23 protein-coding genes are annotated in these 24704 nt (G+C 66.2%); 5 read left to right on the forward strand and 18 right to left on the reverse strand.

The features are described 5' to 3' along the window. Positions 1-70: 70 nt before the first annotated feature. From B146_RS27565 to B146_RS0105205, 12 genes are all read right to left on the reverse strand, one after another. Positions 71-1405 carry a M23 family metallopeptidase gene (locus tag B146_RS27565; RefSeq protein ID WP_244498157.1) on the reverse strand — a complete coding sequence of 445 codons (1335 nt, stop codon included), beginning with the start codon at positions 1403-1405 and terminating at the stop codon, positions 71-73. A gap of 105 nt (positions 1406-1510) precedes the next feature. Then, positions 1511-2158 carry a protein-L-isoaspartate(D-aspartate) O-methyltransferase gene (locus B146_RS0105155; RefSeq protein WP_019995351.1) on the reverse strand — a complete coding sequence of 216 codons (648 nt, stop codon included), beginning with the start codon at positions 2156-2158 and terminating at the stop codon, positions 1511-1513. A gap of 6 nt (positions 2159-2164) precedes the next feature. Beyond that, positions 2165-2920 (reverse strand): 5'/3'-nucleotidase SurE, encoded by a 756-nt coding sequence (gene surE, locus B146_RS0105160; protein ID WP_019995352.1) that lies wholly within the window; start codon positions 2918-2920, stop codon positions 2165-2167. A gap of 3 nt (positions 2921-2923) precedes the next feature. Then, positions 2924-4207, reverse strand: a complete 1284-nt coding sequence (gene serS, locus B146_RS0105165; protein ID WP_019995353.1) for a serine--tRNA ligase — start codon at positions 4205-4207, stop codon at positions 2924-2926. 39 nt (positions 4208-4246) lie between these two features. Then, complete coding sequence (gene tatC / locus B146_RS0105170; RefSeq protein WP_019995354.1) at positions 4247-5062, reverse strand: twin-arginine translocase subunit TatC; 816 nt, start codon at positions 5060-5062, stop codon at positions 4247-4249. Further along, positions 5059-5553 (reverse strand): Sec-independent protein translocase protein TatB, encoded by a 495-nt coding sequence (gene tatB / locus B146_RS30225; protein ID WP_081630934.1) that lies wholly within the window; start codon positions 5551-5553, stop codon positions 5059-5061. Before tatB ends, tatC begins: the two co-directional genes overlap by 4 nt. Before the next feature lie 66 nt (positions 5554-5619). Further along, the gene (locus B146_RS0105180) at positions 5620-5850 is read right to left on the reverse strand and encodes a twin-arginine translocase TatA/TatE family subunit (RefSeq protein ID WP_019995356.1); all 231 of its coding nucleotides are present in this window, start codon (positions 5848-5850) and stop codon (positions 5620-5622) included. 40 nt (positions 5851-5890) lie between these two features. Beyond that, a complete protein-coding gene (locus B146_RS0105185; RefSeq protein WP_081630916.1) occupies positions 5891-6973 on the reverse strand; it encodes an ABC transporter ATP-binding protein in 1083 nt (360 codons plus the stop codon). Between the two features lie 81 nt (positions 6974-7054). Further along, entirely contained in the window at positions 7055-8080 is a 1026-nt protein-coding gene (gene nagZ / locus B146_RS0105190) for a beta-N-acetylhexosaminidase (protein ID WP_040408298.1), read from the reverse strand. 95 nt (positions 8081-8175) lie between these two features. Next, entirely contained in the window at positions 8176-9609 is a 1434-nt protein-coding gene (locus B146_RS0105195; protein WP_155897372.1) for an SPOR domain-containing protein, read from the reverse strand. Positions 9610-9714: 105 nt separating this feature from the next. Further along, positions 9715-11466: an arginine--tRNA ligase gene (gene argS / locus B146_RS0105200; RefSeq protein WP_019995360.1), complete on the reverse strand. Its 1752-nt coding sequence runs from the start codon at positions 11464-11466 to the stop codon at positions 9715-9717. 79 nt (positions 11467-11545) lie between these two features. Further along, a complete protein-coding gene (locus B146_RS0105205) occupies positions 11546-12760 on the reverse strand; it encodes a deoxyguanosinetriphosphate triphosphohydrolase (RefSeq protein WP_019995361.1) in 1215 nt (404 codons plus the stop codon). A 136-nt stretch (positions 12761-12896) separates the two neighbouring features. Between B146_RS0105205 and B146_RS0105210 the strand changes: the two genes are divergently transcribed. Together B146_RS0105210 and xth are read left to right on the forward strand one after the other, a co-directional pair. Then, positions 12897-13244, forward strand: coding sequence for a HesB/IscA family protein (locus tag B146_RS0105210; protein ID WP_019995362.1), 348 nt, complete (start codon positions 12897-12899; stop codon positions 13242-13244). Between the two features lie 54 nt (positions 13245-13298). Continuing rightward, positions 13299-14081 carry an exodeoxyribonuclease III gene (gene xth / locus B146_RS0105215; protein ID WP_019995363.1) on the forward strand — a complete coding sequence of 261 codons (783 nt, stop codon included), beginning with the start codon at positions 13299-13301 and terminating at the stop codon, positions 14079-14081. Between the two features lie 28 nt (positions 14082-14109). Here the strand turns inward: xth and B146_RS0105220 are convergent, their stop codons facing one another. Further along, positions 14110-14925 carry a tetratricopeptide repeat protein gene (locus B146_RS0105220; RefSeq protein WP_019995364.1) on the reverse strand — a complete coding sequence of 272 codons (816 nt, stop codon included), beginning with the start codon at positions 14923-14925 and terminating at the stop codon, positions 14110-14112. Positions 14926-14945: 20 nt separating this feature from the next. On the opposite strand from B146_RS0105220, the gene B146_RS28905 reads away from it, so the two are divergent. Continuing rightward, positions 14946-15227, forward strand: a complete 282-nt coding sequence (locus tag B146_RS28905; protein ID WP_155897373.1) for a hypothetical protein — start codon at positions 14946-14948, stop codon at positions 15225-15227. A 191-nt stretch (positions 15228-15418) separates the two neighbouring features. Here B146_RS28905 and B146_RS0105225 read toward each other — a convergent pair whose 3' ends face one another. From B146_RS0105225 to B146_RS0105245, 5 genes are all read right to left on the reverse strand, one after another. Then, positions 15419-16768: a hypothetical protein gene (locus tag B146_RS0105225; RefSeq protein WP_019995365.1), complete on the reverse strand. Its 1350-nt coding sequence runs from the start codon at positions 16766-16768 to the stop codon at positions 15419-15421. 321 nt (positions 16769-17089) lie between these two features. Beyond that, a complete protein-coding gene (locus B146_RS0105230) occupies positions 17090-19867 on the reverse strand; it encodes a valine--tRNA ligase (protein WP_019995366.1) in 2778 nt (925 codons plus the stop codon). 157 nt (positions 19868-20024) lie between these two features. Then, positions 20025-20810 (reverse strand): PopZ family protein, encoded by a 786-nt coding sequence (locus B146_RS0105235; RefSeq protein ID WP_244498156.1) that lies wholly within the window; start codon positions 20808-20810, stop codon positions 20025-20027. A 172-nt stretch (positions 20811-20982) separates the two neighbouring features. Next, a complete protein-coding gene (locus B146_RS0105240) occupies positions 20983-22395 on the reverse strand; it encodes a TolC family outer membrane protein (RefSeq protein ID WP_019995368.1) in 1413 nt (470 codons plus the stop codon). Positions 22396-22789: 394 nt separating this feature from the next. Next, the gene (locus B146_RS0105245; protein ID WP_407638542.1) at positions 22790-23446 is read right to left on the reverse strand and encodes a protein-L-isoaspartate O-methyltransferase family protein; all 657 of its coding nucleotides are present in this window, start codon (positions 23444-23446) and stop codon (positions 22790-22792) included. Positions 23447-23740: 294 nt separating this feature from the next. Here B146_RS0105245 and B146_RS0105250 point away from each other — a divergent pair, with 294 nt between their 5' ends. Then, positions 23741-23941, forward strand: coding sequence for a hypothetical protein (locus B146_RS0105250; protein WP_019995370.1), 201 nt, complete (start codon positions 23741-23743; stop codon positions 23939-23941). A gap of 61 nt (positions 23942-24002) precedes the next feature. Then, complete coding sequence (locus B146_RS0105255; RefSeq protein WP_019995371.1) at positions 24003-24653, forward strand: SOS response-associated peptidase; 651 nt, start codon at positions 24003-24005, stop codon at positions 24651-24653. The last annotated feature ends 51 nt before the right edge of the window (positions 24654-24704 follow it).

The following is a 24704-nucleotide window of genomic DNA, read 5'->3' on the forward strand; positions in this document are numbered from 1 at the left end:
GATCAACCATGCAAAAGCGCCCGGCTCTTGCGAACCGGGCGCTTTCCTTGTGGTCGTTGCGCCGGATGGTTCAGCGCAGATAGGTCATCGGGTTGACCGGCGAGGAGTCCTTGCGGACCTCGAAATGCAGCATCGGCGCGTCGGCTTCGCCCGTCATGCCGGCGGTCGCGATTTCCTGGCCGCGCTTCACGGTGGCGCCGCGCTGAACCTTGATGTCGTCGGCATAGCCGTAGACCGTGACGAGGCCGTTGTCGTGCTTGACGAGAACGGTCTTGCCGAACTCCTTCAGACCTTCGCCGGCATAGATGACGACGCCGTTCTCGGCGGCCTTGATCGGCGTGCCGCGCGGCACGGAGATGTTGAGGCCGTCATTGCGGCGCGAGCCGACCTTGTCGCCGAACGACTTGATGACGCGGCCCTGAACCGGCCAGCGCATCTGGCTGATGCCGCTGGAGCTCGGCGCGATCGACGCTTCTTCCGTTTCCTCTTCGGCCGGGGCCGGAGCGGCACTGCGCGCAGGCGCTGCCGCTGCAACGGACGTGCTCGCGGCGCTCGGCGCGCTCGGCGCCGGATTGGCGGCGACGGCCGGCGTTTCCTGCGCGGCGGGCTTCACGGCCGCAGCGGGCTTCTCGATGGCGGTCGCCGCGACCTGAGCCGGCTTGGCGGGCGGCAGCTCGCGCGCCGCCTGAGCGGCCGGGCGGGCATTGGCCGGTGCCGAGCGCGGAACCGCGATCGCGGCCGCCTGCGCCTGGAGGCTCGTCGGAGGTGTGCCGAGTTCGGCGTAACGCTTCTGGGTTTCCGCTGGCGCTGCGGCGGCGACAGAGCCGCCAGCCGGAATCACCAGCTTCTGGCCGATCTTGATATTGTCGTCGGACAGCCCGTTGGCGCTGCGCAGATCGGCGGCGCGAACATTGTGACGGCGCGCGATACCGAGGACGGAATCACCGGATGTCACGACATAGCTTCCGGCCGAGCCGACGGAGGTCGAGCCCATGTTGCGCGAAGCTTCGGTGCGGGCGACCTCGGCGCGGTTGACCGGCGAGGCGCTGGCCTGCGCCATCGGCGCGACGGGCTGGCTCTGCACCGGCGCATAGGTGTCGTTGCCGCCGCTATAGGACGCCGCTGGCGGAGGCGGCAGCGTCGAGCGCGAAACCGGCGGGGTCGCGGCGGCGTAGGTGCGGGACGCGCCCGTCGTGCCGGCGCCGTAGGACGCGTTCGGCTGCCCGGCCCCATAGGTCGGCGCGCTGGCCGCAACCGCCTGCGACCCGACGGGTGCCGGCGGGATCGCCCCGGTGTAGAAGCTGTCCTGCAGGCGCGTCGCATCGGCACTGCAGCCGGCAGCCAAAGCCGCAAGCGCGATCAGCCCCGCCGAGCGCACCAGCCGAAGCCGACTCTGATTCAACACGTCCGTCCGCATTGCAGTCCCCAAAGCATTCGCCCAACCTGGGAACATTAGACCGCGTTAATGTTACCCGAGGGTTAAGCACGATCAGGGACGCGATCGAATTCTTTACAGGATGGTCGCAACGCCCGTTTCGAGGGGCTGAAGACGGGCGTGGAAGAGGGTCTCCTCCTCGAAGCGGCTGCCGAGCTTCTGGTGCCGCACCACGCGCTGCATCTCCCCCGGCGCGCCGAGCGCGCAGATCAGGATACCCTGCGAGGCCATCTGTTCGACGAAGGCTCGCGGCAGCGTTTCGAACGAGCCGTGAACGACGATGCGATCGAACGGCGCCTGATCGGGATAGCCGGTGCGCCCGTCCTCTTTCAGGAAGGTCACATTGCTGATGCCGCAGGTCTTCAGCCGCTCCTGCGCCTTGGTCAGGAGCGTCTGGTAGCGATCGAGCGTCAGCACCTGGATGCAGAGCTTGGCGAGAAGCGCCGTGACGTAACCGCTTCCCGTGCCGATCTCCAACACGCGATGTTCGGGGGCGATCTTCAGCGCCGCCGCGAGCCGAACCGCGTGGCGCGCGCCCGGCATCGACTGGCCGCAGTCGATCGGGAACACCTTGTCGGAATAGGCCTCCACCGCGTCGGCCGGCACGAAGAGCCGGCGCGGGATCGCCTCGATGGCCGCCAGGACGCGAGGGGTCATCCCGTCCACCGTGCGCACCGTCATCAGAAAGGTCGCGAGTTGCTCGCGGTCCACCGTCGCGTTCATCGGATGTCAGCGAAAGGTTTGGCGCATCTGCTCGCGCAGCGCGTGATGGGTGAGATCGAGATGGAGCGGCGTCACCGAAATCCGGTTGGCCCTCAGCGCGCCGAGGTCCGAGCCGTCGAGTTCCGGCCCGGCATGGCGACCGAACTTCAGCCAGAAATAGGGAAAGCCGCGCCCGTCCAACCGCTCTTCGATTCCGAGTGCGTAATCGAGCTTGCCCTGACGGGTGACCTCGACGCCGTCCACGGCATCGGCCTCCACAGGCGGGAAGTTGACGTTGAACAGCGTTCCGGCCGGCGCTTCGACCTCAAGAAGACGCCGGATGACGTCGGCCCCGTGATGGCGCGCTGCGCCCCAGATCGGTTCGCGCTTGGCCTCCGGTCGGAACGCCTGGCTGAGCGCGATCGAGCGGATGCCGAGCATCATGCCTTCGATCGCGCCCGCCACCGTGCCGGAATAGGACACGTCGTCCGCCGCGTTCTGCCCGGCATTGACGCCGGACAGAACGAGATCGGGAGCCTCGGGCATGAGATGCTTCACCGCCATGATGACGCAGTCGGTCGGCGTGCCACGCAGCGCGAAGCGGCGTTCCCCCTCCTGACGAAGCCGCAGCGGCGAAGACAGCGTCAGAGAATGCGACAAGCCACTCTGATCCGTCTCCGGCGCGACGATCCAGACGTCATCCGACAATTGCCGGGCGATGTGCTCCAGCACGCCCAGCCCTTCGGCGTGAATGCCGTCGTCGTTCGTCAGGAGAATGCGCATCGGTCAGTTCGCCCCGATCCGCTCGAGCCCGCCCATGAAGGGCCGCAGAACCTCCGGCACGAGAATGCTGCCATCCTGCTGCTGATAGTTCTCCATGACCGCGATCAGCGCGCGTCCGACCGCCGTTCCCGAGCCGTTCAGCGTGTGAACGAAGCGCGGCGCCGCCTTTTCGCCGGCGGGCCGGTAGCGCGCGTTCATGCGCCGCGCCTGGAAGTCGCCGCAGACCGAGCAGGAGGAAATCTCGCGATAGGCGTTCTGGCCGGGCAGCCAGACCTCGATGTCATAGGTCTTCTGCGACGAGAAGCCCATGTCGCCGGTGCAGAGCACGACCGTGCGGAAATGCAGGCCGAGCTTCGTCAGCACCGCTTCGGCCGCCGCCGTCATGCGCTCATGCTCGGCGAGCGAGGTTTCCGGCGTCGTGATGGACACGAGTTCGGCCTTGTAGAACTGATGCTGGCGCAACATGCCGCGCGTGTCGCGACCGGCCGAGCCGGCTTCCGAGCGGAAGCTCGGCGTCAGCGCCGTGAAGCGCAGCGGCAGGCTCGCCTCGTCGAGGATTTCCTCCCGCACGAGATTGGTCAGCGACACTTCGGCGGTCGGGATCAGCCAGCGGCCATCGGTGGTCTGGAACAGGTCTTCGGAAAATTTCGGAAGCTGGCTCGTTCCGTACAGGGCCTCGTCCCGGACCAGAAGCGGCGGCGACACTTCCTCGTAGCCGAACTCGCGCGTATGCGTTTCGACCATGAACTGGCCGAGCGCGCGTTCCAGCCGCGCGAGATCGCCGCGCAGCACCGTGAAGCGCGAGCCGGACATGCGCGCGGCGCGTTCGAAATCCATGAGGCCAAGCGCTTCGCCGAGCTCGAAATGCTCTTTGGGCTGGAAGTCGAAGCTGCGCTTCTCGCCCACGAGCCGAACCTCGACATTGCCGTTCTCGTCGGCGCCGGTCGGCACCTCCGCCAGGGGAATGTTCGGGATCGTGGCCAGAAGAGCGTTGATCTCGGCGTCGATCTCGCGCTCGAGTTTCTCGCCATCCTGAATCTTGGTCTTGAGGTCGGCGACAGTGCGCATCGTCTCATCGGCAAGCGCGGCGTCGCCCGACGCCTTCGCCTTGCCGATCAGCTTGGAGGCGTCGTTGCGCTGGCTCTGCCAATCCTGCAGCGACTTCAGATGCTGGCGGCGCTTCTCGTCCAGAAGGACGATCTCCGACGACGAGACGGCCGAGCCGCGACGCTTCAGAGCTTCGTCCAGAACTTCCGCGTTGTCGCGGATCCATTTGATATCCAGCATGTTTTCCAGTCCGCTACAGGCGGCCCGGAACCGTTCGGATCACTCCGTGCCGGCTTCGCTGGCCGCCAGACGCACGCCCCGTTTCTTCTCGATCATCCGTGCCGTGATGATCGAGACCTCGTAGAGAATGATCGCCGGGATCGCAAGGCCGATCTGAGACATGGGATCGGGCGGAGTCAGCACCGCCGCGACGATGAAGGCCAGCACGATCGCGTATTTGCGCTTGGACTTGAGCCCCTCGGCCGTGACCATTCCGGCTCGCACCAGAAGTGAGCAGACCACCGGCAACTGAAACACCAGACCGAAGGCGATGATCAGGGTCATGATCAGCGACAGATATTCCGAAACGCGCGGCAGAAGCAGGATCGCGGCGTCCGAACCCTCGCCTGTCTGCTGCATCGACAGGAAGAACCACATCACCATGGGGGTGAAGAAGAAATAGACGAGCAGCGCGCCGAGAAGGAAGAGAAGCGGCGTCGCGATCAGGAACGGCACGAAGGCCGCCCGCTCGTCCCGATAAAGGCCCGGCGCGACGAACTTGTAGACCTGGATGGCGATCACCGGGAAGGCCAGGAAGAAACCGCCGAAGGCCGCGACCTTCACCTGCGTGAAGAAATATTCCTGCGGCGCCGTATAGATCAGCTCGACGCTGGCGGGATCGAGCCCCGCCCAGCCGCTGGCGATCTGATAGGGCACGACGAGGACGTTGAAGATGCCCTTGGCGAAGAAGAAGCAGATCAGGAACATGCCGAAGAAGCCGGCGATCGACCAGATCAGCCGCTTTCGGAGTTCGACCAGATGCTCGATCAAAGGCGCAGAGGAAGCCTCGATATCCGACTCGGAACGCTGATTCACTGAAGGCTCCCGGCCGGCGCACGAACCGGGGCGGTGTCCGCGCCCGGCATTCCCTCGACATTCACATGAATGGACTGGCCATTGGCCTCGGCCGCGCTCGGCTGCGGCGCGACCGGCGTCGCCGTGGCGGGCAGCGGCTCCATCGGCACGGCACCCTCGGTCGCCGAGGGGATCTTCGGCTCCGGCGCCACCGCGGCCGCCTTGATGGAGGAGCGGATTTCGTCCCCCACCGCGCGAATGGGGTTCATCGCCTTGCGCAGATCGTTGCGCGGATCGAGATCGCGAACCTTCTGCGCGGTGTCACGCAGCTCTTCCAGTTCGGCCTCCTTCAAGGCCTCGTCGAACTGGCGGCGAAAGTCGCCCGCCATGCGGCGTGCCTGCGAACTGACCCGGCCGAAGGTGCGCAGCATCTTCGGCAGGTCCTTCGGACCGACCACGACGATCAAAACGACCGCAATAACGAGAAGCTCGAGTCCACCGATGTCGAACATGACGATCCCCAGAAGGCAAACGGCGACGCCCGAGGCGTCGCCCATCCCATAGACGCGGGATGACCCTTAGATGTGGGACTTCTCGGCGGTGGTGTCGCGGGGCATGGCATCACCCTCGCGGACGTCGAGCGAGCGGCGCTCCTGCGCCACCGTCGTGTCCTCGTCGGCCATGCCCTTCTTGAAGTTCTTGATGCCCTTGGCGACGTCGCCCATCAGCTCGGGAATCTTGCCGCGACCGAACAGAAGCAGCACGACGGCCAGAACGATCAGCCAATGCCAGATGCTAAAGCTACCCATAGTACGCCTCCATTGGGCGCGGGCTGCCCGCGCGCCGAATTCAAACCGAACCCTCGGTTCTTTCAAACACGAAAGTCTCAGCCGGATCAACGGCTACGAAGACATCGTGCACATCGTTCGCGAGTTCGCCGGGGCGAAGCCGCGCCCGGAACGGCTCGTTCAAACCTTCCAGCCCGAACAGGACCTGTTCCACGGAACCCAGAAAGCGTCGCTCCAGCACTTTCGCGCGCACTCCGGCCGGGTCGATTCCGGCGCGCACGCCGCTCGAGCGAACGGCGACATCCACCCGTGTGCCATCCGATCGTGGCGAAGCTGCGACGACCCCGAGCGGCGTCTCGACTCGGCCCGCTTGAACGATCCCCGGCAAGACGTTGATTTCGGACAGAAACGCGGCGGTGAAGAGATCGGCGGGCCGCCCATGGATCGCGCGCGCGTCGCCGACCTGCACGAGCGAGCCGTCGCGCATCAACGCGATCCGATCGCACATGCGCATCGCTTCCTCGGGATCGTGCGTCACCACGATCGCGGAGGCGCCGATCTCCCGGAGAATGCGCAGCGTTTCCGTCCGCACATGGTCCTTCAGCCGGCTGTCGAGGCCGGAGAAAGGCTCGTCCATCAGGAGAACGCGCGGTCGCGGGGCGAGCGCCCGCGCCAGAGCGACTCGCTGCTGCTCGCCGCCCGACAGCTGGTGCGGATAGGCTTCGCTCATCGCCGAAAGCCCGACACGCTCCAGCGCAACCGCCGCTTCCCGCTTCGCATCGGCGGCGGAGAACTCGTGCAGGCCGTAGCGCACATTCTGCGCGAGCGTCATATGCGGGAACAGTGCGAAGTCCTGGAACATCAGGCCGACGGACCGGCCCTCGGGCGGTACGAAAAGATCGGGACCGGCGACCTCCTGCCCGTCGATCGCGACCTGCCCAGCGGTCTGCCGTTCGATCCCGGCCGCGATTCGCAGAAGGCTCGTCTTGCCGGACCCGGACGGGCCGAGAAGGCAAAGAACCTCTCCGGGCTCGGCATCCAGCGAAATGTCCTTCAGAATCACCCGGCGGCCCGCCTCGAATCCAACCGAGCGAAACGAAAGGGCCGGGGCACGTGGGCCCTTCGGATGAGCGGGGACGGACATGCGATCACAGGCTCCGACGGACGGCCCTCGCTGCCACGAACGAGGGCAAGTGCGCCGTGATAGAGCCGCGCGGGTGGCGGCTCAAGCCATCGTGGAAACGAGCGCGGTGAACTCTTCGCGAAGCGCCGGCTCGTCGATCGCCTCGGGCTGCCGCCGGATCACGTCGAGCGCCCGCTCGGCGCGCTCCAGCGACCGGCCGGACAGCTCCGGCACATTGGCGGCGATGAGCTGCATTTCGGGCATGTCGCCATTGCAGTGAAGCGCGAGATCGCACCCGGCCGCGATGGCACGGGCCGCCAGCTCACCCATGTCGCCCTGAAGCGCCTTCATGGACATGTCGTCGCTCATCAGGAGACCGTCGAAGCCGATCGCGCCTCGAATGATCTCGCCGATCACCTTGGAGGACAGGGTCGCCGGATGCGCGGGGTCGAGCGCCTCGAACAGGAGATGCGCCGTCATTCCCGCAGGCAGGCCGGCCAGCGCCTGGAAGGGCCGGAAGTCGAAGCCTTCGAGATCGGCGCGCGAAGCGGCGACTCGCGGCAGTTCCAGATGGCTGTCGGCCTCGCCGCGCCCATGGCCCGGAATATGCTTCATGACGGGAAGCACGGCGCCCGCCATCAGGCCTTCGGCCGCCAACCCGCCGAGTTCGGCGACGATCGCCGGGTCTTCGGCATAGGCGCGATCCCCGATCACCGAGTGGGCGCCGGGCTGGGGCACGTCGAGACAGGGAAGGCAATCGACGTCGATGCCGAACCCGACGCGAAGGTCATGGGCGAGGAGCCGCCCTTGCAGCCAGGCCGCACGGCGTCCCTTGTCCCGGTCGCCGCCATAGACCTGTCCGATCGAGGCGGAGGGCGGGAAGCGGGGCGAAAGCGGCGGACGCAGGCGCTGGACACGGCCGCCCTCCTGATCGATCAGGACGGGCACCGTCGCGTCGCTGCGAAGCGCCTTCAGCTCCGCCACGAGATCGCGCACCTGCGCGGCTTCGGCGATGTTGCGGCCGAACAGGATGAAGCCCCAGGGGCGTTCGTCGCGAAAGAAGGCCCGCTCGTCGTCGGTGAGGCGCAGCCCGCTGCAGCCCGCGATCCAGGCTTTGGTACCCGTCATGACCCGTTCCGTGCGAAGGGGCGATGGCGGCTCGGAACGCGGCCACCGCCGAAGAAAAGGGCCGCCGACGCCGAGCGTCAGGCCGGCCAGGACGCTCAGCGCGTCACGAAGCAGCTGCCGCCGGCTGATTTCAAGCTGTCGCACAGGCTCGCCGCCTCGTTTCGAGAGCCTGCCACCACGCGAACGCGGTAGTAGGTTCCCTTCCCCGCGATCTCGGCCGACTTGATGTTGAGGCTGTGCTTGCCGATCACGCTGGCATAGCGACGCGAAAGATTGGCCATGGATTCTTCGGCCAGGGCCTGGCTCGGCTGCGACGCGATCTGCACGAAGAAGGCATCTTCGGGCACGGCTGCCGGCTGAACCGAAGCGACCTGAACCGGATCGGCCTCGGTGGGCGCGGCCGGCGTCTGGCCGATCTGCGGATTGAACGGCATCGTCGCCTGGGTCGGCGCGGCGTGCGCGGCGACCTGCGTCGAGGTCGGCAGCATGGCCGGCTGACCCGCGATCGTCGGCTCCTCGGCGGGCGCGAGCGAGCCGTCCGGGCGCACCGTGAGCGTGCGGACCTTGCGCGGCTGCAACGTCCCTTCGGCGGAGGCGACCTGCGAACCCGGCGCCGGCGGCGCTTCGGCCTCGGCATCCGACTCGCTCGGCAGCGCGACGTCTTCGCCGACCATGACGCCGGGCAGCGCCGAGGACGAGGCTTCCTCGTTCTCGGAAATGTCCATCGGCTCTTCCATCGCCGTCACCAGCTTGCGCTGCGTCGGCGCGTCGATCTTGGCGCTGCCGGAGACGACGTGGTCGTAGACCGCCTGCTTCTGGTTCGGAATGGAGCGGCCACCCGGATCGGCCGGGGCGACCTTGTAGGGCTCGGCGTCGGCCTTGATGAGGATCGGACCATCATTGCCCGGCGTCAGCGCGCCGGACCCGACGAAATGCATCGTGCCGGCGACGGCAACGACGACACTCGCCGCGAGTCCACCCATCACCAGGAGACCGCGAAGCCGCTTCGGGCGACGACGCGCCTCGGGCCGGTACGTCTCGTCCTCGTAATAGCGATCCTCGCCCTCGGCGTAGCCCTGGCCGTAATCCTCGTCCTCATACCCCTGCGGCGCGGGCTGCATGGCGGCCCACTCGCTGGCGATGAGATCGTCGAAATCGTCGAGCGTCAGCGTCTGGCGCGCGTCGGGCATGGTTTGGCGAACCGGCGCGTAGGGTTCGGGCTCGGGCTGGCGCGCGGGCGCGAAGGATTGCGTTTCCGCCGGGTAGCGGTCGCGCGGGCGGGCGGGCTGGCTGAGGTTGCGCAGGGCTTCCTGCGTCTCGGGATTGACCGGCCGACCGGAGCGCCCCTGCGAGGGCGCGGCGACGCGCTCGGCCGGGCCGAGCACGGGCTCGTATCCGCCCGACCGATCCCAATCCTGCCGCGCGCTCGGCGCGCCGGGACGAACGGACGACCCTTCCACGGCCCGCACCAGATCGGCAAAGGGATCGCGATCGGCCGACGAGAAATGGGGGTCCCTGTAGTCCTTCATCGCGCCGACCTCACGCAAGGATCGCCGCCGAACCATCGGCGTCGATCCGTATTTTCCTGAACTTCGCTCCGCCCTATGGGTCGAACGTGTTCAAAGCGTGGAATGTCAGCGCATTTCGTCCGGGGCCGACACGCCGACCAGATCCAGACCCGAGGCGATGACGAAGGCGACCGCTTGAACCAGTCCCAATCGGGCTGCCGTCATTCTCACATCGTTAGGCTTAACGAACCGTAACTCCGGCTGATCCTTCCCGCGATTGTACTGCCCGTGGAAAGCGGACGCCAGATCGTAGAGATAGAAGGCCAGCCGATGCGGCTCCTTGGCCTGGGCCGCGCTCTGGATGAGGCGAGGATATTCGGCGAGCTTGCGGACAAGCGCGATTTCGCCTTCGTCCGTCAGCAGCGACAAGGCTTCGCGATCGACCTTATCGAGCGCCGACACGTCGATGCCTTCCGCCTCGGCCTGCCGCACGATCGAGCGCGAGCGGGCATGGGCGTACTGGACGTAGAAAACCGGATTGTCCTTCGACTGTTCAGTGACTTTCTGAAAGTCGAAGTCGAGCGGCGCGTCGCTCTTGCGGAAGAGCATCATGAAGCGGACGGCATCGCGGCCGACCTCATTCACCACGTCAGCCAGCGTCACGAACTCCCCGGCCCGCTTCGACATCTTCACCGGCTCGCCGTTGCGGAACAGCTTCACGAGCTGGCACAGGACGACGTCCACCTGCGCCTTGCCGTCCGACACCGCCTTCGCCACCGCTTCCAGCCGCTTGACGTAGCCGCCATGGTCGGCGCCCAGCACATAGACCATCTCGTCGAAGCCGCGCGCGAACTTGTCGGCGAAATAGGCTACGTCGGCGGCGAAATACGTGTAGCTGCCGTTCGACTTCACCAGCGGCCGGTCGACATCGTCGCCGACATCGGTGGAGCGGAGAAGCGTCTGCTCGCGGTCTTCCCAATCCTCGGGAAGCTGGCCCTTCGGCGGCGGCAGCGTGCCCTGATAGACGAAGCCCTTGTCGCGCAGCGCGTCGATGATCTTGGCGATGCGCCCGCCATTGCCTTCATGCAGCGTCTTCTCGGAGAAGAAGACGTCCTGCGCGATGTTGAGCGCCTTCAGATCGTCCCGGATGCTCATCATCATGGCGCTGATGGCATAGCTCTTCACGAGCGGCAACCATTCGGCCTCGTCCTGGTCGAGAAGCTCGCGCTTGTAGCGGATCGCGAGAGCGGCGCCGACGGTCTTCAGATAGTCGCCGGGATAAAGGCCGGCCGGGATCTCGCCGATCTCCTCGCCGAGCGCCTCGCGATAGCGAAGGAAGACGGACCGGGCGAGCACGTTCACCTGCTCGCCGGCGTCGTTGATGTAATATTCCTTGGTCACGTCATGGCCGGCAAAGCCCATGAGGTTGGCGATCGCATCGCCCACCACGGCGCCCCGGCAATGGCCGACATGCAGCGGCCCGGTCGGGTTGGCCGAGACATATTCGACATTGACCCGGTGGCCGGTCGGCGCGCCCCGGCCGTAGCCGGTGCCGAGCCCGAGGAGGCCATGCAGATGGCTCGTCCAGAACTCCGGCTGCAGCCGCAGATTGATGAAGCCCGGGCCGGCGATCTCGACCGAGGCGATATCGGCATCCCCACCCAGTTCGGCCGCGATTTCATCCGCCAGCTCGCGCGGCTTCAGGCCGAGCGGCTTGGCCAGGACCATGGCGGCGTTCGTCGCCAGATCGCCATGGCTGGCGTCGCGCGGCGGCTCGACGGTGATGCGCGACAGGTCGGTGCCTTCGATTTCTCGCGCGCGCAGAACGGCTTCCACGGCTTTGCGAACGCGTTGCTCGAAGTCGGTGAAGATATTCATGATCGTGTCCAGACTGGTGAAACCGGCGCAACGAGAGGCCGTCCCCCGCTCGATGAAACGGGAGAGTGAAGCGGCGCGCCTATCGCAATTCGGGCGTAGCGTCAAACAATCGGCGATGTTCCGACACCGCGTAGCTGTCCGTCATGCCCGACAGATAGTCCGACACGCGCCGCGCCAGCCGCGCCTCGTCCATGGCCTCCGCCTCGCGGCTCCAGCCGCCCTGCATCTCGGAGGGTTCGGCCACGTAGCGCTGGAACAGGTCTTCCACGAGACCTTCGGCCCGCGTCATGACGCGCGACACGCTGGGGCTGCGATAGACGCGCGCGAAGAGGAAGCGCTTGGTGTCCCGGGCGAGCTCCTCCATCTCGGGCGAGAAGCAGAGCAGCGTGCGCCCGGCGGCCCGCACGTCCCCCACCGTCTCGATCCCGTCCTCCTCTAGGCGGCGCAGGGTCGATGCGATGACGTCCTCCACCATGCGCGTGATGTGCCGCCGCATGATCTCGTGGACGGTGCGCGCGTCGTCCAGCGTCGGGTAGCGCGCGCGGACCTCGCGCAGGATCGAGCCGGCCAGTTCGAGTTCGCGGAGATCGTCCAGCTCGATCAACCCGGCCCGCAGCCCGTCGTCGAGATCGTGCGTGTTGTAGGCGATGTCGTCCGAAATCGCCGCCGCCTGCGCTTCCAGCGTGGCGAAGCGGTCGAGGTCGAGCGGGTAGCGCGCGTCGAACTCCAGAATGGGGCGCGGCACCTCGCCGGGCCAGGTGGAGCGCGGCCCCAGCATCGGGCCATTGTGCTTCACGAGGCCTTCCAGCGTCTCGAAGCTGAGATTGAGCCCGTCGAACTCGGCATAGCGCCGCTCCAGCGCGGTGACGATACGCAGCGACTGCGCGTTGTGATCGAAGCCGCCGAAGCGTTCCATGCGGCGATGGAGCGCCCGCTCTCCGGCATGGCCGAAGGGCGTGTGCCCGAAATCGTGGACGAGCGCGATCGCCTCCGTCAGGTCTTCGTCGAGCCGCAAGGCGCGGGCGAAGGCGCGGGCGATCTGCGAAACCTCGATCGTGTGGGTCAGGCGCGTGCGGAAGTGATCGCCCTCATAGGCGACGAAGACCTGCGTCTTGTGCTTCAACCGGCGAAAGGCGGTGGAATGGACGATCCGGTCGCGGTCGCGCTGAAAGGGCGTGCGCGTCGGACTGTCGGGCTCGGGAAACAAGCGGCCGCGCGAAGCGGCGGGGTCGCAGGCGAAGGGCGCGAGCGCCGACCGCCCCAAGCCGATCGCGGCGAAGATCGGGTCCGACATCCAACTGCCTCCATCGCCTTGCCGCTCCGGCCTTTTGGGGCGGAAACGTTGACCCGTTCGGGGCGCATCCATACGTTAGGAAGACATTGGCAACAAGCAGAGGTCGGCCCGGCGTGTTCCGCCGTCCGAAATCACCATGAGCGCAGCGCTCGACACGACGCTTCCCGTCACCGTTTCCGATGCCGCCGCGCGGCGCATCGTTTCGATTCTCCAGAAAACGCCGAGCGAGACGGCCCTGCGAATCTCGGTCGAGGGCGGCGGGTGTTCCGGCTTCTCCTACAAGTTCGACCTGACGCATGAAGGCGAAGCCGACGATCTCGTGATCGAGAAGGACGGCGCGCGCGTCCTGATCGACCAGACCTCGCTCGCCTATCTCGACGGCTCGGTAGTGGATTTCGTGGATGATCTGATGGGTCAGTCCTTCCAGATCAGCAATCCGAACGCCGTCGCGTCCTGTGGCTGCGGAACGTCCTTCTCGATTTGACACGTCCCGTCCTCGCGGGCATGGCGTGAGCCTGCCCTGCCCGGAGGATTTCTCATGCTCGTCGCGACCTGGAACATCAACGGCGTCAAGGCGCGCATCGACGCTCTGAAAGCCTGGCTGGACGAGTGCGGGGCGGACATCGTCGGCCTTCAGGAGATCAAGAGCGTCGACGAAGGCTTCCCGCGTGCCGAGATCGAAGCGGCTGGCTGGCATGTCGAAACCCACGGCCAGAAGGGCTTCAACGGCGTCGCCCTTCTCTCGCGCAAGCCCGCCGCGCGGATCGAACGCGGGCTGCCCGGCGACGACGCGGACGAGCAATCCCGCTTCATCATCGGCGAATGGGAGACCGATCGCGGCCCCTTGCGCGTCGCCTCGCTGTATCTGCCCAACGGCAATCCGATCGGCACCGAGAAGTTCAGCTACAAGCTGCGCTGGATGGCGCGTCTGGAGACGCTCGCGCGTCAGTGGCTGGCCGAGGAGGTGTCCTTCATCCTTGCCGGCGACTACAACGTCATCCCGCAGCCCGAAGACGCCAGGAACGTGGCGGATTGGGTGAATGATGCGCTCTACCAGCCCGAAAGCCGCGCCGCCTATCGCCGCCTTCTGCATCTCGGCCTTCTCGACGCGGTTCGCGCGACGACCGACCAGCCGCAGACCTACACGTTCTGGGATTATCAGGCCGGCGCCTGGCCGAAGAACAACGGCATCCGCATCGACCATATCCTCCTGTCGCCGGATCTGTCCGCGCGGCTGGCGGGCGTGCGGATCGACAAGCACGTTCGGGCCTGGGAAAAGCCGTCCGACCACGTGCCGGTTCTGGTCGATCTGAAGGATTGATCGGGAGGGCGCTCAAAGCGCCCTCGCCTCACTGGCCGTCGGCGCTCAGCTGTTCGGCGGAGGCCAGCGCCGTACGCCGTTCGGATTCGCTCGACAAGGAGAAGGCTTCCTCCTGAAGCGGGCGAATCCATTCCTTGTCCTTGTCCGGCGCGGACTTCAGGGCGCGGGTCAGCATCGCAAGACCGCGTGCGGGCTCGGCCTGGAGCGAGATCGTCTCGCCGTCGAACAGGAGGTAGCCCAGAAGCGCCTCCGCCTTGGCGTAGCCCTTCTTGGCGGCGAGTTGCAGCCAGCGCGCCGCCTGGCGCGGATTGGCGCGACCGCCCTCGCCGGCGAGCAGCATCCGCCCCAGTTCGAACTGGGCCTGCGCGTCGCCGAAATAGGTCGCGGCATGCGCGTAGAGCTGGCGCGCCTGACCGGGATCGGGCGTGATCGGCGTGCCGGGAATGCCGGTGCGCATATATTCGGCCAGCGCCACCACCGCGCTCGCCACATAGGCGGCATTGGGCGAGCTCGCGGTGTCGTCCTCCTGATCGCGGACGATCTCCTCGAACATCTTGAAGGCTTCGAAATCGTCTTCCTTGACGCCGTCGCCCTCGGCATACATCTGCCCGAGCTTCCAGCGCGCGCCGGCATGACCGAGATCGGCCGCCTGCTGCAGGGCGTGCAGAGCTTCCGCCTTGGCGCCACGCTTGTAGGCCGCGAACCCCATGGTGAAGAATTCGCGCGGCGACTTGCCGATCGTCGAGCCGCCGATCGTCGCCGGATCGAGCGCACGAGCCGGACCGCTCAGGCAGAGGCCGAGCGCCAGCGGCAGAACGAGAACTGTGAGACGCGATCCGCGCATTGGCTGCAATCTCAGACCCGATGGAACTGGCGAGCCGGCTCGCCAAGGTCGATCAACATGCTCAGGCGAACCTTAAGAAAGAGACCCGGTGCGGTGACACCGTCAGGACGACGCGCGACAGGCAAGGACGGGATCGAAAGGGAACGGGCCATGCGCCTCGCTTCGACGGCGACGAAACGTTCTTGAAGTCCTCGAAGCCTGCGATCGGCTTTTCTGACGAGCGTTGCGTCGGACGTCATGACACCTCAACGACCCATCGGAACATCGAGGTTCCGCCGAGTCTTTCCAGCGACTTTGCTTGAAGAGCGATGCCCTTGTTTTATGGCGGGACCGGGGCATCTCCTTCGATCCGCACCCTATCCGATGCAATGACGCAATACTGTTGCAGGCTCTCCACAACATCGGCATTCACCGGACAATCGCATTCCCGCGACCGGACACGAAAAAGGCGCCCGGCAAAGCCGAGCGCCTCGATCGCCGGAACTATCTCCGGTCAGAAGTTCAGCTTGAGCGAGGCGTTGGCCGCATAGACCCAGTCGTCGCCGACCGTGCCGTTGAAGATTGCGCCGCGCGACACGCTCTGGCTGCCGCTCGTCCAGTAGCCGATGAGGCCGCCGAAGCGCAGTTCGGCCCAGTCGGTGTTCTTGAGGGCGATGCCGCCCGAGAGCGTGTAGAGATCGGTATAGGTCGTTTCCGAGCCGCGCGAGACGCCGCTGTCGTAGCCGATGGAGACGCTGCCCGATACATTCTCGTTGAAGGCGCGGCCGACGCCGAGCGTCACCGTGTAACCATCGTCCCAATTGTAGGGGCTGATCGAGGAATTGCCGGCGACCGTGGTGATGACGGCCTTGTTGGTGCTCCAGTCCGTCCAGCGGAACGAACCGAGCAGCAGCGTGCCTTCTGCAATGCCGGTCTGGAAGTTCACATAGAGGCTCTGCGGGCTCGTGGCGGTGTTCTGGAAGGCCGGAAGGCCGCCAGCGAGCACCGCGCCATTGGCCGGCAGCGCGCCGACCAGGGACGCGGGAATGTTCACGCCGCGCTGCGCCAGGAAGGCGGCGGCGGTCGGGATCGAAAGCTGGCGTCCGTCGGCAAGGCGAACGAAGGCATCGCCCGTCGCGGCCAGCGCGCCCGTGCCGGTGATGTCGTCGTGCTTGACTTCCGAGCGGTAGAGAACCTGTGCGCGCAGCGCGATCTCGGGAATTTCGAAGGCGGCGCCGATGCGGTAGCCCGTCTTATAGCTGCCTTCCGTCTCGGCCGTCAGGCCGACGGGCAGAAGCAGGCTGGCGCCGAGGCCGCCGAGCGTGGCGCGCAGCGAAGCCGGCAGCGTCGCGCCGAGATCGCGCGTGGCAAGGCTCGTGCCCTCGAAGTTGAAATCTTCCGCGAAGAGCCCGCCGAGCAGGCTGAAGCGCATTCCGTTCTGCGTGTAGCTCACACGGCAGGTGGCGCTCCACTCGTTGGACTGGAACTCAAGGTCGCGAACCCGCGAACCGCCGGGGAACTGCGCCGGCTGTGCGCCGCCCGGAAGCGAGCGGTAGTCGCCCTCGGCCGCGAAGGCTTCGACATAGTTGCCCGCGCAAGCGGCCGTGTCGTTGCCGAACTTGATGGCCGCGCTCGGGATCTGATAGCTGCCGGTGTAAGTGTCGTAATTGCCGCTCACGCCGTTGACCGTCTCGAACGCGCGCTGCGGCGAGACATAGGTGAAGCTCAGACGATTGGTGAAGGTACCGGGCTCGTAAAGCACATCGGTATCGGCCGTCCCGCGCTGGAAGCCGCCTGCATGGGCCAAGCTCAAAGTCGACAGCAAAGCCGTAGAGGCGATCATCAATTGGCGCGCGATGGTCATTGTCTTCCCCCAGTCCAACCCTCGGAGCCGAAGTCTTAGTCGCTGCGGCTTGCTGGAAGCCTGTCACAAATAATCGAGAGTTGAAACGGGGCGGCATTTGGTTCCCACCGCTCGGCGGCCTTGTTGCCACACCGGTCAGGAACAGAGATACCGCGCGAGGTATCGGCGCCAAACCCTTCCGACGCTTGAGTTTTATCCCGGTACGAAAAACGGCACGGCAGAAGGTCTGCCGTGCCGCCCGTATTCCCCCAACTCTTCCGTAAAGGGAAGAGTTGGCGATCGTTGCTGCGAAGTCACATCATGCAGCGCAGCAAAGCTCCGCTAGCGCAGCATCTCCAAAGCCGCCTGCAACTTCTCCGCCTCGGCCAGGAAGGTCGCCCGCTTCTCGCGCTCCTGCTCGACCAGTTCCTCCGGCGCGTTGGCGACGAATTTCTCGTTGGAGAGCTTCTTGTCGATTCGGTCGATCTCGCCGCGCAGCTTGCCTTCCGCCTTTTCCAGACGCGTGCGCTCCGCCGCGAAATCGATCATGCCGGCCAGCGGCAGCGCATAGGTGACGTTCGACAGAACGAGCTGCGCGGCCTGCGCGGGCGCCGTCTCCGCGACCGTGATGCCCGAGAGACGGGCCAGACGCTTGAGCGCGGCCTCGTGGCGCGTCAGTCGCTCCTCGACGATCTGGTCCGGCGCGACGGCCACGAGGGCCGCTTCGGCCGAAGGCGGCACGTTCATCTCGGCACGCACGGAGCGGATCTCGCTGACGAGATCCACCAGCCAGTTGAGATCGCTCGCCGCCGCGTCGTCGCGGAACGTGCCCGTCGGCCAGGGCGCATGGCACAGGAGCGTCGCGCGGCTCTGCCCCTCCGGCGCCGTCACCGCCCAAAGCTCTTCCGTCAGGAAGGGCATGAACGGATGAAGGAGCGCGTAGAGCTGGTCGAGCACATAGCCGGTGACGCGCCGCGTTTCGGCCTTGGCCGCCTCGTCGTCCGCCAGGAAGATCGGCTTGGCGAGTTCGAGATACCAGTCGCAGACGATGTTCCAGGCGAAGCGGTAGAGCGTCGCCGCCGCGTCGTTGAAGCGGTGGGCGGCGAGCGCGGCGTCCACGTCGGCGATCGCCTTGGACAGCTCGGTCATCACCCAGCGGTTGACCGCCAGCGTCAGCGTCTCGCCGTCCACGCTCTCGCCGTGGCGCGCGCCGTTCATCTCGGCGAAGCGCGTGGCGTTCCAGAGCTTGGTGCCGAAATTGCGATAGCCGGCGATCCGCTGCGGATCGAGCTTCACGTCCCGGCCCTGCGCCGCCATGATCGCCAGCGTGAAGCGCAGCGCGTCCGCGCCATACTCGTTCACGATGTCGATCGGGTCGATGACGTTGCCCTTCGACTTCGACATCTTGGCGCCGTTCTTGTCGCGAACCAGCGCATGGACATAGACCGTGTGGAACGGCTCGTGATCCATGAAATGCAGGCCCATCATCATCATCCGGGCGACCCAGAAGAAGATGATGTCGAAGCCCGTGACGAGGACGCTCGTCGGATAATAGGCCTTGAGTTCGGGCGTCTCGTCCGGCCAGCCGAGCGTCGAGAACGGCCAGAGCGCCGACGAGAACCAGGTGTCGAGCACGTCCTCGTCGCGCGTCAGGAAGGCGTCGAGACGCTCCTGATCAGCCGCGAGCTCCCGCGCCTCGGCATCGGTGATCGTGCCGTTGGTGACGTAATGCGCGAGCGCGGCGGCGACGGCCGCTTCCTCCTGCTCATCGACGAAGATCGTGCCGTCCGGCCCATACCAGGCCGGGATGCGATGACCCCACCAGAGCTGGCGCGAGATGCACCAGGGCTGGATGTTCTCCATCCAGTCGAAATAGGTCTTTTCCCAGTTGCGCGGCACGAAATTGGTGCGGCCCTCGCGCACGCTGGCGATCGCGGGCTTGGCCAGCGTCTCGGCGTCCACATACCACTGGTCGGTCAGATAGGGCTCGATCGGAACGCCGCTGCGGTCGCCATGCGGGACCATGTGCGTGTGATCGTCGACCTTGGCGAGATAGCCTTCCGATTCCATCCATTCCACGAGGAGCTTGCGGGCCGCGAAGCGATCCAGCCCCTCGAACATTCCGATGGCGCGCTCGCCATCGTCGGGGAACAGCTCCTCCAGGAAGTCGGCATTGTCGCGCAGCGCGATCGTGCCATCGACGGCGAGAACGCTGATGCGGCGCAGGTTCTGACGCTTGCCGACCTCGAAATCGTTGAAGTCGTGCGCGGGCGTGATCTTCACCGCGCCCGAACCGGCTTCGGGGTCGGCATAGTCGTCGGCGACCACCGGAATGAGACGGCCGATCAGCGGCAGGCGAACCCGCTTGCCGACCAGCGCCGTGTAGCGCTCGTCGCTCGGATTCACCGCCACGCCCGTGTCGCCGAGCATGGTCTCGGGGCGCGTCGTCGCGACGGTGATGAAGGTTTCCGGGTTCTCCGGATCGTAGTTGCGGCCCTCGACCGGATAGCGGAAGTGCCAGAGCGAGCCCTTGACCTCCTGCTGCTCGACTTCGAGGTCGGAGATGGCAGTGAGGAGCTTGGGGTCCCAGTTCACCAAGCGCTTGTCGCGATAGATCAGGCCCTCGCGATAAAGCTGCACGAAGACCTTGCGCACCGCGCGCGACAGGCCCTCGTCCATCGTGAAGCGCTCGCGCGACCAGTCGCAGCTCGCCCCGAGGCGCCGCAGCTGGCGAAGGATCGTGCCGCCGGACTCGCCCTTCCACTGCCAGACGCGATCCACGAAGGCCTCGCGGCCCATGGCGCGGCGGTTCGGCTCCTTGCGCTCGGCGAGCTGGCGCTCCACCACCATCTGCGTGGCGATGCCCGCATGGTCGAGGCCCGGCTGCCACAGGACGCTCTTGCCGCGCATCCGCTCCGTGCGGACGAGAATGTCCTGCAGCGTGTTGTTGAGCGCGTGGCCGATATGGAGCGAGCCCGTCACGTTCGGCGGCGGGATGACGATCGAGAACGGCTCGGCATCGGGTTTGGCGTTCGCGCCGGCGGCGAAGGCATCGGCGCTTTCCCAACGCTCCGCAATGCGGGGCTCGACGACGGCCGCGTCGTAGGTCTTCTCGATCATGGAGTATCCAACCATTCCAAAGGTGAGTTTCGGTTACAGCCAGAGTTTCGCGGGTGTCAACGCGGGGGCTGCATCGCGCGCGCTCGGCAAGGCCGCCGAAACGAAAAAAGGAGCGGCACGGCCGCTCCTTCCGAAAGCATCGAACGAGAGGGCTCGCTCAGCGGCGGCCGCCGCGCGACAGGCGCTCGATCTCCTCGCGCACCAGTCGCTCGACCATGCGCGGCAGGTTATCGTCCAGCCATTCGGCCAGCATCGGCTTCAGCATTTCCTGTGCCATGGCGTCCAGCGACTTCAGCTCACCGTTGCGGATCGCCTGCGCCAGCTCGTCGAACGAGGCGGCGACCATCTGACCGGACGAGCTCGACAGAAGCGGATCGACCCCGGCGGTCGGGGCATAGGCACCGTAGGCGCCGTGCTCTTCCAGCGTACGGCGGTCCGTGTTGGCGGGCTCGAACGTGCCGCGATCGACGTTCGGCTGATGTCGGGCGGTTTCGCTCATGGTCACGTCTTCCCTGCTATCCGTCTGCGAAGGCTCGGCGGCGGCCGTTTCGCCTTGCGGAATGGCGCTCGCCGTCTCCGCTTGAACGGCCGGCTCGGCGGATTGATCCGCGACGGCCGCGCTCATGACGGTTTCGAATTGATGATGGGTCTCGAACTCGCCCCAGGAGGCCGCCAGCTCGGTTTCGAGCTGCACGGTGAGGTGATCTTCGTCCACTCCGTCATGGGTCCGGGCGTCGGAGGAACGAGACGGTGCCAGGGCGACCGCCGGGCGCTGCAGATAGGACAGGTTGGTGTCCTCCGGCTCCACGTCTTCCGCTTCCTTGCGGATCGCGTCGAGCCCCGGGTCCCGCCCGCTGGCCGCGCCACCCCGGAAGCTGGTCGCCGCGCCGCGATCTTCCCCCGTCTCGATAATCCGTCGAATGGACGCCAGAATCTCGTCCATCGACGGTTCTTGCGCGACGTTCGCCTTGCTCATGCTCCGCACCCGATCTCGACTCGCGGCCCAACGCGACCTCGACGAACCATAGGTAGAGACAAAGAAAGCGCCGTTGAAGCCTTTCTTGGCATTCAACGGCGCTTTGCAACGCTTTTTTAAGGAATGGTGAAGAGATCGCTCAGCGACCGTCCGGCGTCCGGAGGCCGTACCACTTGTCCTTGACCGCCTGATAATGCTCTTCCGGCTCGTAGGCCGCGACGGTCAGGCCGAGGCGTTGCGGCGACAGATGGCCGATCGCCGAAGCGAGGGTGTAGCTCGCCACCACGGCATCGCGCTGGGCACCGGCCAGAAGGATCTGCGCGGTGATGACGTCGGACTGCGCGTTGAGCACGTCCAGCGTCGTGCGCTGGCCGACATTGCGCTCCTCGATGACGCCGTTCAGCGCCAGCTGCGCCGCCGACACCTGAGCGCGGTAGCCGGTCACGTTGGCTTCCGCCGCCTGACGCTGCGCCCAGGCGGTCGCGACCGCCGAGCGGACCTGATCGCGCGTGCCGTCCACCTCGATCCGGCGCTGGCCGAGCACTTCCTTGGCCTGACGCACGCGGGCCGAGACGATGCCGCCCTGATAGATCGGAACCGTCAGGCGCGCCGAGACCGAGGCCGAAACCTGATTCTGCGTCAGGACGTCGACGCCCGGCAGGCTGGAGCTGTTCGGGTCGGTGTCGCTCAGCGAATAGGTGTTTTCCACCGTGCCGTTGACCGACAGGTTCGGCAGGCGCTGACCTTCGGTCGACTTCACCTGGAACGAGGCCGCGTCCACCGCGAACTGCGTGGCGAGGATCGCCGGATGCTCGTTCTGCGAAACGGTGATCGCCTGCGAGATGTTGCCCGGCAGGAGCGAGCGCGGCGGCAAGGTGCCCGCGTCGAGTTCGCCCGGCGGATCGCCCACGACGTCGAGATACTGCGCCTCGCTGCTGGCGACCTGCGCCAGAGCCGTGTTCAGAAGCGCCGTCGCCAGCGCCTGCTGCGACTGAGCCTGCGCGACGTCCGTGCGCGTGCCCTCGCCGACGTCGAACCGGGCGCGCGCCGCGCGGACCTGCTCATTCAGGAAGGCGAGGCTCTGACGCCGGAAGGCCGCGATCTCGCGGTCGCGCCGCACGTTCATGTAGACGGTGATCGTGTTGAGAAGCGTGTTCTGGACGGTGTTGTCCAGGTTCTTCTGCGAGGCGCGCACCTGCGCTTCGGCCGCGCTCACATTGTTGGGCGTCTGGAACCCGTCGAAGATCGTCTGGTTGATCTCGATGGCGCCCTGCAGCGCGCCGGTGCGCGAATTCTGGGTCGGCAGGCGCCGAAATTCGGTGTTGTCGCCGAACGTGGTGCGAGCGCGCGCGGCCTGCGTCTGGCCGAGAGCGGAAATCGTCGGCCGCAGACCACCCTTGGCGATCGGCACGTTCTCATCGGTCGCGCGAAGCTGCGCGCGGGCGACGTTCAGGTCGTGGTTGTTGGCATAGGCTTTCGCCATGGCTCCGCGAAGCGACTCGGCGCCGGCGAGGTTCGCGCTGCCGAGCAGGAGCACCGCCGACAGGGACATCAGAACCCAAGACTTCTTCCGCAATGGCTCACTCCGAAACACGGGCTCAGAACCTGACCGGCATCAGGATAGATCTTACGTCGAAAGGCCTGCCCGAACCTTGGCCCATTCTCGTATCCGAATGAACCTACAAACCGGTGAACGCCAGTGCGCCCGCCCGCTCGAGGCCCGTTTTGAAAGTCAGTGTGGCGAAGCGAAAACACTTTTCGCACGTAAGAGCGAGCCCGCAGGCCCGACAGACCCCTCGGCCGCTTATGCCGAATGCCTAAAATTATTTGTTTTAAATGAGGCGCTTAACGCCCTCCGCGCTGGTGCCCGGCGCGGCGCGGCGGCAGGGCTCGAACCCGCCGCCGGTTTTCCACAGGCTCCGCATCCGCGAAGCGAGGGTCTATCGTCAGAAGACGAAGGTCTTTTCGCGCTGGAAGCCCGGCAGGGGCTTCACGCCGCAATTGAAGGCGAAGCGATCGGCGACGATGCCGTCTTCCTTGGTGTAGAGCTTGGCGAGCGCCGACAGGCCCCGCCCCTCGACGACCACGAGACGACCGCCCTCGCGAAGCTGATCGAAGAAGACCGACGGGACTTCCTCGACCGCGCCCTGGAACAGGATGACGTCGTAGGGGGCGTCCTTGGCATAGCCCTTGGTCAGTTCGCCCTTGGCGATGGCGCAGGAGGGCACGCCGAGCTGGTTGACGAGATCGGTGGCGCGAGCCGCCAGCGTCTCGTCCGCTTCCAGACCGACGACGGAGCCGGCGAGGTGCGCCAGGATCACCGAGGAATAGCCCGTGCCGCAGCCGACATCGAGAACGACGTCCTGGGGCAGAATGGCGGCCAGCTGGATCAGCTTGGCGAGCGGCGAGGGTTCCATCAGATAGCGCCCGTTGCCGAGCGGGATGTCCTCGTCGATATAGGCCAGTGCCTTGCGCTCGTCGGGCACGAACATCTCGCGCGGCACCGTCAGAAACGCGCGGAGAATCTCGTGCGACGTAACGTCCGTCGTGCGAATCTGGTTGTCGACCATCTTGGTGCGAGCAGCCGCGAAATCCATGGCAATTCCCGGATTGGTGGTTTGCGGCCACCCATAGGCGTCCGCCCGAACACTGGCAAGCAAAACCCGTGGGAACAGGCGCCGGGCGCCCGTCCCGCCAGGGGTGACGGCGCCTTATCGAGCTGATCCGGTGAGGAGTGGAACGAGCGCTTTCCAGGTCCGCCTCATTGCGGAAATATGTGCCGCACCACGGAACGCTCACTTAACCGCTCTGCGCATCTGCGGCACCGCACAAAGTCGCGTTCAGCCCTGATCAAGATATTCGGGTGAGACTTTCTCCTGCGAAAACAGGAGGAAAGCATGATCCAGACCCAAGCGCCCTCATCGCTGGCACTCCACCCGACGACGCGCACCGACACGGTCCGTCTGGAGGGGCGCGACGCCGCATCGAGGCGCCTCAGCCGGCACGACAATCCCTATCGCTCCAGCAGCGCCGATGGCGTCGCCTGGCACGAAGGCTACGATTCCGTCGCTCCGCATCATTGGCAGAGGGCGTCCTGACGACGCTTTCCCGCGCCTTGCTCCATATGAAGGGGATCGACCACGGACGCCGGGCGTCGCCATGTGCAATCTCTACTCCCTGACGAAGGGCCAAGCGGCGATCCGCGCCTTTGCGCGGACGATGGCGGACCGGACCGGCAACCTGCCGTCGATGCCCGCGATCTTTCCCGACCAGTCCGCGCCGATCGTGCGGGTGATAGAGGGTGAGCGCGAATTGACCTTGGCGCGCTGGGGCATGCCCTCGCCGGCCTTCGCGTTGAAAGGCCGCGCGACCGATCCGGGCGTCACGAACATCCGCAACACCGCCTCGCCGCACTGGCGCCGCTGGCTCGGCCGTGCACATCGCTGCCTCGTGCCGTTCACGTCCTTTTCCGAATACGACACGGACGAAGCAGGCAAGAAAGTGCCGGTCTGGTTTGCCGCCAGCGATGAGCGTCCGCTCATGGCCTTCGCGGGGCTCTGGACGCATTGGACCAGCACGCGCCGGAAGGCCGAAGGCGAAGTTTCGGTCGATGCCTACGGGTTTCTGACGACCGACGCGAACGGTGTGGTCGGCGCGATTCACCCCAAGGCCATGCCGGTCATTCTGACGACGGCGGACGAGTTCGATCTTTGGCTCTCTGCCGATTGGAAAGACGCCGCCAAGCTCCAGCGCCCGCTGCCAGACGACGCCTTGCAAATCGTCGCGCGAGGAGAGCGAAGCGACGAATGACGGCGAGGAGTTGGGGTTTTCAGTCCATGTGGAGCAGCGCGGCGGTCTGGC

The sequence above is a fragment of the Aureimonas ureilytica DSM 18598 = NBRC 106430 genome, assembly GCF_000382705.1.
GTDB lineage: Bacteria > Pseudomonadota > Alphaproteobacteria > Rhizobiales > Rhizobiaceae > Aureimonas > Aureimonas ureilytica.